The sequence below is a fragment of the Mycobacterium sp. 1423905.2 genome, assembly GCF_001673155.1.
Classification (GTDB): Bacteria; Actinomycetota; Actinomycetes; order Mycobacteriales; family Mycobacteriaceae; genus Mycobacterium.
Genome location: NZ_LZLE01000279.1, coordinates 1 through 8,599 on the forward strand (window position 1 = coordinate 1; position 8,599 = coordinate 8,599).

The following is an 8,599-nucleotide window of genomic DNA, read 5'->3' on the forward strand; positions in this document are numbered from 1 at the left end:
TCCGCGCGTCGAGCACCCGGGCGGCCAGCGCCGGTGAGGCCAGAATGAAGTCGATGCGCATGCCTTGCCGTTTCTGGAACCGCAACCGGGTGTAATCCCAGTAGGTGTAGACGCCCGGTCCTGGCGCGAAAGGCCTTACCACGTCGGTGAATTGGGCGTCGAGGATGGCGTCGAACGCCTTGCGTTCCGGCGCGGAGACGTGCGTGGACCCGGTGTAGAACTCTGGGCTCCAGACGTCTTCGTCGGTCGGGGCGATGTTCCAGTCACCGACCAGCGCAATGGCGGCACCGGGGTCTTCACGCAGCCAGCCTGCCGCCGTATCTCGCAGCGCGGCAAGCCAATTCAGCTTGTAGGTGTAATGCGGATCGTCGAGAGTGCGGCCGTTGGGGACATACAGGCTCCACACCCGCAGGCCGCCGCAGGTGGCGCCCAGCGCGCGCGCTTCGGCGCTGGCGGCCACCTCGGGCTTGCTGCTCCACGTCGGTTGTCCGTCGAAACCGACCTGGACGTCGTCCAGTCCGACGCGCGAGGCGATTGCCACGCCGTTCCACTGGTTGAAGCCGACGTGGGCGACTTCGTAGCCCAACTCGAACAACGGCAAGCTGGGAAACTGGGCGTCCGAGCACTTGGTCTCCTGCATGGCCAACACGTCGATCTCGGCGCGAGCCAGCCAGTCGAGCACGCGATCCAGCCGAGTGCGAATCGAATTCACGTTCCAGGTGGCCAGCCGCAGCACGCCGTCGGGCATGGCTAGAGGTTATCGGGCTGCGGGAACGGCGAAATAGCGGCTGCGATGATGCGGCTTGAAGCCCAGCTGCTGCGCCAGCGCGATCTGCTCGGGCCGATGCGCGCGCACATAGGCACGGGTGGCGCCATGATCGGCCGCCCGGGCCAACTCGTGCGCCCACGCGTCGACGTCCTTGGACAGGCCCACCCAGCGGGTGCCGTCGGGGGCGGTCTTCAGCGTGCTGGCCGTCTCCGCCTGCGCCACCGGGACGTCGGGCACGTCGCGCACCAAGACCTGTTCGGTCCGTTCCAGAATCAAACCGGCCGGCGGGGTGAGCAGGCGATCCGGAATCGCCAGGCGCGGGATCAGGTCACGCCGACGGTACCAGTCGACGATCGCGGGCAGCGCGGTGATGTCTGCCGAAATTTCAAGCGGTACAGCCGAATTCAGCAGCGCATCGGCACTGTCTCCGGCGCGCAGCAACCAGCCGTGCAGCCAGGTTGTGCCCGGTCCTGCGGCGGCGTGTTCGAGATTGCGGATGTCCGAGGTGCGTACCGGTGCGTCGGTCAACACCCGCACCGCCACCACGTCGGCGGGCGCGCACTCGATGATCGCCCCGGTTTTGATCCGCACCCGGACGGCCGGGTGCACCGCCACCAGGTGACCTACCGCGTCGCTCAGCGGTGGGCTCGACCCGTGGGGCAGCCGGTAGCGAACCGTCACGCGCGTGCCCAGCTCCGGCCACGCCGTCATCAGTGACCGAACGGGTCGGGTCCCTCACCGGGCAGCCAGGACAGTCCGGGAACGCCCCAGCCGTGCGATTTGACCGCCCGCTTCGCCGCCCGGGCATGCCGGCCGATCAGGCGGTCCAGGTACAGGAATCCGTCCAGATGCCCGGTCTCGTGCTGCAGCATGCGGGCGAACAATCCGGTGCCTTCGATGGAGACTGGCTTGCCTTCGGCGTCGAGTCCGGTGACTCGTGCCCAGTCGGCGCGACCGGTGGGAAACGATTCGCCGGGCACCGACAGGCAGCCTTCATCGTCGTCGTGGCCCGCCGACGGCATGGTCTCGGGGATCTCGGAGGTCTCCAGGACCGGGTTGACGACGACACCGCGGCGTCGGGCGGTCGAGGCGCGGTCGTCGGCGCAGTCGTAGACGAAGACGCGCAGTCCGACGCCGATCTGGTTGGCGGCCAGTCCCACCCCGTGGGCGGCGTCCATCGTGTCGTACAGGTCGGTGATCAGGGCGGCCAAATCGGCGGGCAACGATCCGTCCGCGGCGACCGCGATCGGCGTCGTCGGCGTGTGCAGCACGGGATCACCCACGATGCGGATCGGAACCACGGCCATGGTCGGCTAGCTTATGCGGGCCGCGCGGTGGCGCCGGGAGGGGCGGGGGCAATCTCAGCGACTCTGCCGACTCGCGGGTCTGCATTACAGCTTGAGGGTTCGCGGCGTGGTTCAATAATCGCCGAACCAAGCCCATAGATAGTTCAAGTCATAAGAGCAGTTTGGGAATTCGCCGGAAGGGTCCAGGGGAAGCGATATGGACAGCGCGATGGCGCGGGCAAATCGGTCGGGGGACGACTCGGACATCGCTGATGGGCTGACACGACGCGAACACGACATCTTGGCTTTCGAACGGCAGTGGTGGAAGTTCGCCGGGGTAAAGGAAGACGCGATCAAAGAGCTGTTCTCGATGTCGGCGACGCGTTACTACCAAGTGCTCAACGCGCTGGTGGATCGGCCCGAGGCGCTGGCCGCCGACCCCATGCTGGTGAAGCGGCTGCGCCGGCTGCGCGCCAGCCGTCAGAAGGCGCGCGCGGCGCGCCGCCTGGGCTTCGAGGTGACCTGACGCCTCCCGTTGCCGGCTGGCTACAGTGGGCTCGATGAACGAGCGCGTGCCCGACTCCACCGGGCTTCCCTTACGGGCCATGGTGATGGTGCTGTTGTTTCTGGGCGTCATCTTCTTGTTGCTCGGCTGGCAAGCCCTGGACTCGTCGGGCAAGGCCGACGACGACACCTCGCCCGTCTCCACCCCCACCACCAGCGCGGCGAGTCCGACAAGCGGTAAGCCGGCGGCCAACCAAGCCGAGGTCCGCGTCTACAACATCTCGTCCAAAGAGGGCGTGGCCGCCCGAACCGCCGACGAGCTGAAGGCGGCCGGGTTCAAGGTCACCGACGTCACCAATTTGACCGTCGCGGAGGTCACCGCCACCACGGTCTACTACTCCGACGCCGACGGAGAGAAGGCCACCGCGGACGCGGTCGGCCAGAAGTTGGGCGCACCCGTCGAACGGCGCATCGCCGCATTGGCCGACCAGCCCGCCGGCGTCATCGTCTTGGTAGCCGGCTGAAGCTGGCCTCGCTGGCGCCGTGGCGGCGAGAGTGAATCCCGGGCGTCGAGTGTGACCCCAGGGCGGGCGATCAGCCGGATCTGCGCCGTCGACGCACACTCAAAGCCGTGGGCGCACACTCGATGACGCGATCACGCTAGGCTCTCGCTATGCCTATGCCCGCCGGTCACCGCACTGTCGTCGCCGCCCTGTCCGCGGCTGCCAGCGTCGCGCTGTTGAGCGCGTGCACGACGCCCCAGTATCCCGCGACCTCACCGGGTACCACGCCGCCGGTCTGGACCGGGTCGCCCGCCCCGTCGGGCGCAGGCTCGGGCCACGAAGGCGGTCATCACGAAGGCCCTCAGCCGGCGGGGCAGCCCGGCGGCCAGGGCAACGGTGGCGGCGCCGGTGGGGGTAACGGCCAAAGCATCACCACTCGGCTCGCCGGGCCGAACGGCACGGAGGTCGCGACCGCCAAGTTCGAGTTCGCCAACGGCTACGCCACCGTCACCATCGCCACCAGCGGGCCGGGCAAACTGTCGCCGGGCTTCCACGGCGTGCACATTCATCAGGTCGGCAAGTGCGAGCCCAACTCGGTCGCGCCCACCGGCGGCGCCCCCGGCGATTTCCTCTCCGCGGGCGGCCACTTCCACGGCAGCGGGCACGGCGGCGGGCAGGCCGGCGGCGACCTGACTTCGCTGCAGGTCCGCGGCGACGGAACCGGGATGCTGGTCACCACCACCGACGCGTTCACCATGGACGACCTGACCAACGGCCAGAAGACCGCGATCATCATCCACGCGGGCGCGGACAACTTCGCGAACATCCCGTCGGAGCGTTACAACCAGGCCAATGGGACGCCTGGCCCGGACGAGACGACCATGACCACCGGTGACGCCGGCAAGCGGGTGGCGTGCGGTGTCATCGGATCTGGGTAACAGTCCGGCCAGCTCACCCGTGACCCGGGCGGGCACGCGCATCGACTTCGCCCGCTCGCCCCGGCCCACCGTCGGGGTGGAATGGGAGTTCGCCCTCGTCGACGCCGAGACCCGCGACCTGAGCAACGAAGCCACCGCGGTGATCGCCGAAATCGGCGAAAACCCGCGGGTGCACAAGGAATTGCTGCGCAACACCGTCGAAGTGGTGACCGGAGTGTGCACCTCCGCCCCGGAGGCGATGGAGGACCTGCGCCAGACGCTGGGCCCGGCGCGGCGCATTGTCCGCGATCGCGGCATGGAACTGTTTTGCGCCGGCACCCACCCGTTCGCCCAGTGGTCCACCCAAAAACTCACCGACGCACCGCGATACGCCGAGTTGATCAAACGCACGCAGTGGTGGGGCCGGCAGATGCTGATCTGGGGCGTGCACGTACACGTCGGCATCTCCGCGGCCAACAAGGTGATGCCGATCATGTCCGCGCTGCTCAACAGCTATCCGCACCTGCTGGCGCTCTCCGCGTCGTCGCCGTGGTGGGGCGGCGAGGACACCGGCTATGCCAGCAACCGCGCCATGATGTTCCAGCAGCTGCCCACCGCCGGGCTGCCGTTCCAGTTCCAAACCTGGTCGGAATTCGAAGGTTTCGTGCACGACCAGAAGAAGACCGGAATCATCGACCACATCGATGAAGTCCGGTGGGACATCCGGCCCTCGCCGCATCTGGGCACGCTGGAGGTGCGGGTCTGTGACGGGGTGTCCAACCTGCGCGAGCTGGGCGCGCTGGTCGCCCTGACGCACTGCCTGATCGTGGACCTGGACCGCCGGCTGGACGCCGGGGAGAAGCTGCCGACCATGCCACCCTGGCACGTTCAGGAGAACAAGTGGCGCGCCGCCCGCTACGGGCTGGACGCGGTGATCATCCTGGACGCCGAGAGCAACGAACGCCTGGTCACCGACGACCTGGACGACGTGCTGACCCGCTTGCAGCCGGTGGCCAAGTCGCTGGACTGTGTCGAGGAATTGGCCGCGGTCGCCGAGATCCCACGCGTCGGCGCGTCCTATCAGCGGCAGCGGCGAGTGGCCGAGGAACACGATGGGGACCTGCGCGCGGTGGTCGACGCGCTGGTCGCCGAGTTGGTGATTTAGCCATGCTGCCCGTCGCGCCCGCCCAACCGGTCGAGCTGGCGATGTTCCCGTTGGAATCGGTGCTGCTGCCCGGCGAGGATCTGCCGCTGCGGATCTTCGAACCCCGCTATGCCGCCCTGGTGCGGGACTGCTTGGACCACGACGTGCCGTCCTTCGGGGTGGTGCTGATCTCGCGGGGCCGCGAGGTCGGTGGCGGTGACGGGCGCTGCGACGTCGGCGCCCTGGCCACGATCGCCGAGTGCGTGGCTGCCGGTGCGGCCCGATATGTGCTGAGCTGCCGCGTCGGAGACCGGATCCGGGTGTGCGACTGGTTACCCGACGATCCCTATCCGCGGGCCCGCGTCCAGGCGTGGCCGGACCAGCATGCAACGGTGACGGACGCCCAATTGCGCGACGTCGAAGACCGCGTCCTGACGTTGTTCGAGCGGATCGCCGCGGTGCGTGACGCCGAGTTGCCGCCGCGTGAGGTGTTGCTCGGGGATCCCGCCGACAGCGCCGGCGATGCGGGGAAACGACTGTACGCGTTGGCCTCTCGTGTCCCGATGGGCCCGGCCGACCGGTATGCCGTGTTGGCCGCGCCGTCCCCGGCGGACCGGCTGGTCGCGCTGCTGGAAGCGGTGGACTCGGTGACCGCGATGGTCGAGTTCCAGCTGTCGGATTAACTGACCGCCGACGGTTCGTCGCGTGCCGGCTCGGATGGAGTGTCGACGGGCACCAGCCGCACCGCCGCCAACGGGAACAAGCCACTGATGGCGAACGCCAGCGGGTAACCGGCGACCGTGATCAGCTCGGCGAACAGTGGTGGCACCACCGCCACGATGAACCGTTCGAAGGTGTTCTGTTTGCCCAGAGCCCACCCACTCCAGTACGGCCCGGCGATCTCGGGGATCTTGGTGAACGGCAGGCCGTTGTCACCGGTGATGGCCGAAGCAACAACCATGACCGCCAAGGACACCGCCCAGTTGAATTGATCGGTGAGCGCCAGCAGCAGCATTACGACGGCGGTGACGACCGCGATCGGGCGCATCGGCCGCATCCGGGAACCTATGCGGTCGGCCCAGCGCCCGGCCCCCATCCGGAACGCCGCGCCCAGGATCTGCGAGGTACCCACCAGCACACCGGCCCACGCCACCGACAAGTGGTGTTCGGTGGTGAACCAAACCAACATGAAGGTCAAGACGACCGGTTGCGGCACCATCAGCAGCGCTGACATGAAATGAATTCGCCACAATGCGGTGCCGCGGTACAGGTCGGCCAGTTCGCCCATGTCGACGTGGTCGCGCGCCTCGCGCGGCGGATCGCTGACCCCTATCGCGCTGGCCACCGCCGCGCCCGCGCACAGGCCGGCCGGAAACAGCAGCGCGGTGGAGAGCCCGTGTTGAGCCAGCGCGGGAATGGCCAGCGCGGCCACCGCAATGCCCAGCGGCTGCGCGGTCTGCCGGATACCCATGGCCAACGCCCTCTTCCCGTCGGGGAACCAGCCGGTGACCAGCCGGCCGCTGGCCGTGATGCAGCTGGCGGCGGCCATGCCGCCGAGGACCAGGAAGGTAGCCACCATGGCCAGCGATTGCATGACAGCCGCCAGGAGCCCGGCCGCCGCGGTGAGTCCCAGACCGAGGGTGAGCACGATGCGCTCCCCGACCCGGTCCAGCAGATGACCCCAGGCGATCAGCGTGAACATCATGCCGACGCTGGGCATCGACGCCAGCAGCGCGCCCTGGGTGAGGCTGGTGCCGTGGCTGGCCAACGAGGGAATGAGGAAGGCGACACCGTTGATGAAGACATTGGCCGACAGGGTCGCGGTCTGGGACACCATCAGCATCGTCCAGCGCTTGGTCGTGCTCACGTCTGAGGATGCTGCTTTGGCTCGCACGGCCGCCTGCTTTCGTCAGTGTTGGGTCAAGGCGCGCCGCGTCGCATTGATGAGGGCATAGGTCAGACCCGTGTCGTGGAAGTACTTCGTCGCGCCTTGCCGGACGATGCCGGGCAGGAATGAGCGGTCGCAGCTCTAATGCCGGCGCAGGGGACTCGAAGAGGGTGGCGCACCGAAACCCGAGATCGTTGCGCTGATGGGTCGGGATACCCAAGAGTCGGTCGGGCTAACGCAACAAATCGGGGAAATCGACTGCGGCGGCGGATCAGTCGCTCAGCGGGGGGACGATACCACCTAAAGCGAACGATTTACGTCGCGTCGGCGAACGCCCGCAACGACTCCACTTGCAATGGATCCAGGGAGGGGCGCACCGCCTCGCGGGCGGCCGCCAGATCGGCCGCGGTGACGTCGGCGGCGTCGATGGAGCGCCGCATCGCCGTCAGGGCGGCCTCCCGCAGCAGGGCCACACAATCGGCGGCGCTGTAACCGTCCAGCCCGGCGGCCACCGCGTCCAGGTCGACGTCGGAGCTCAGCGGAATGGACTTACCCGCGGTACGCAGGATTTCGCGTCGGGCCGCGGCGTCGGGCGGTTCGACGAACACCAGCCGTTCCAGCCGGCCCGGCCGCAGCAGCGCCGGGTCGATCAGGTCGGGCCGGTTGGTGGCTCCCAAGACGACGACGTCGCGCAGCGGGTCGATGCCGTCCAGCTCGGTGAGCAGCGCGGCCACCACCCGGTCGGACACGCCCGAGTCGAAGCTCTGGCCGCGCCGCGGCGCCAGCGCGTCCACCTCGTCGAGGAACACCAGCGACGGCGCGGAATCGCGGGCCCGGCGGAACAATTCGCGCACCGCCTTCTCCGAGGAGCCCACCCACTTGTCCATCAGCTCGGAGCCCTTGACCGCGTGCACGCTGAGCTGCCCGGTGCTGGCCAGAGCGCGCACCACGAAGGTCTTGCCGCACCCGGGCGGCCCGTACAGCAGCACGCCGCGCGGCGGGTCGACGCCGAGCCGGGAGAACGTATCGGGGTGCTGCAAGGGCCACAGCACCGTTTCGGTGAGGGCTTGCTTGGCCTCGGCCATGTCACCGACGTCGTCGAGCGTGACGTTGCCGACGCTGATCTCCTCACCCGCTGAGCGCGACAGCGGCCGGATGACGGTCAGCGCCCCCACCAGGTCTTCCTGGTTGAGCTGAGGTGGTTGCCCTTCGGCGCTGGCCCGCGACGCGGCCCGCAACGCCGCCTCGCGCAGCAGCGCGGCCAAGTCAGCGACGACGAAACCCGGTGTCTTGGAAGCGATCTCGTCGAGGCGGAGGTCACCGGCGGGGACCGGCTTGAGCAACGCCTCCAGCAACGCCTTGCGGGTGGTGGCGTCGGGCAGCGGCAGTCCGAGTTCCCGGTCGCACAGTTCGGGGGCGCGCAACCGCGCGTCGAGCTGGTCGGGTCGCGCGGAGGTGGCGATCAACGCCACGCCGTCGGTCGCGACCGCGGTGCGCAACTCCCCGAGGATCAACGACGCGACCGGCTCCGGGTCGGCCGGCAGCAGGGCGTCGACATCGGTGATCAGCAGCACCCCGCCGCCATCAC

General features: G+C 68.7%; 10 protein-coding genes. 5 read left to right on the plus strand and 5 right to left on the minus strand.

Features of this window, described 5'->3' with window-relative positions; all coding sequences use genetic code 11:
* The 3 genes from A9W95_RS18475 to A9W95_RS18485 form a co-directional block, all read right to left on the minus strand.
* Positions 1-733 (minus strand): exodeoxyribonuclease III (locus A9W95_RS18475; protein ID WP_172826652.1); only part of this gene is annotated, 733 nt, incomplete at its 3' end.
* Positions 734-757: 24 nt separating this feature from the next.
* Positions 758-1,480, minus strand: coding sequence for a hypothetical protein (locus tag A9W95_RS18480; protein WP_067415929.1), 723 nt, complete (start codon positions 1,478-1,480; stop codon positions 758-760).
* Positions 1,480-2,076 carry a peptide deformylase gene (locus tag A9W95_RS18485; RefSeq protein WP_067415932.1) on the minus strand — a complete coding sequence of 199 codons (597 nt, stop codon included), beginning with the start codon at positions 2,074-2,076 and terminating at the stop codon, positions 1,480-1,482. The genes A9W95_RS18480 and A9W95_RS18485 overlap by 1 nt, the downstream gene beginning before the upstream one ends.
* A gap of 196 nt (positions 2,077-2,272) precedes the next feature.
* Here A9W95_RS18485 and A9W95_RS18490 point away from each other — a divergent pair, with 196 nt between their 5' ends.
* The 5 genes from A9W95_RS18490 (at position 2,273) to A9W95_RS18510 (ending at position 5,806) form a co-directional block, all read left to right on the plus strand.
* Positions 2,273-2,581, plus strand: a complete 309-nt coding sequence (locus tag A9W95_RS18490) for a DUF3263 domain-containing protein (protein ID WP_067415935.1) — start codon at positions 2,273-2,275, stop codon at positions 2,579-2,581.
* A gap of 34 nt (positions 2,582-2,615) precedes the next feature.
* Positions 2,616-3,083, plus strand: coding sequence for a LytR C-terminal domain-containing protein (locus A9W95_RS18495; protein ID WP_067415947.1), 468 nt, complete (start codon positions 2,616-2,618; stop codon positions 3,081-3,083).
* Between the two features lie 149 nt (positions 3,084-3,232).
* Positions 3,233-4,000, plus strand: a complete 768-nt coding sequence (locus A9W95_RS18500) for a superoxide dismutase family protein (RefSeq protein WP_067415938.1) — start codon at positions 3,233-3,235, stop codon at positions 3,998-4,000.
* 19 nt (positions 4,001-4,019) lie between these two features.
* Complete coding sequence (locus tag A9W95_RS18505) at positions 4,020-5,144, plus strand: glutamate--cysteine ligase (protein WP_067415941.1); 1,125 nt, start codon at positions 4,020-4,022, stop codon at positions 5,142-5,144.
* Positions 5,145-5,146: 2 nt separating this feature from the next.
* Entirely contained in the window at positions 5,147-5,806 is a 660-nt protein-coding gene (locus A9W95_RS18510) for an LON peptidase substrate-binding domain-containing protein (RefSeq protein ID WP_067415944.1), read from the plus strand.
* Here A9W95_RS18510 and A9W95_RS18515 read toward each other — a convergent pair.
* Together A9W95_RS18515 and A9W95_RS18520 are read right to left on the minus strand one after the other, a co-directional pair.
* Entirely contained in the window at positions 5,803-6,990 is a 1,188-nt protein-coding gene (locus A9W95_RS18515) for an MFS transporter (protein ID WP_371328092.1), read from the minus strand. The genes A9W95_RS18510 and A9W95_RS18515 overlap by 4 nt on opposite strands.
* Positions 6,991-7,325: 335 nt before the next feature.
* On the minus strand, positions 7,326-8,599 hold a 1,274-nt coding region (locus A9W95_RS18520; RefSeq protein WP_156746276.1), incomplete at its 5' end, for an AAA family ATPase.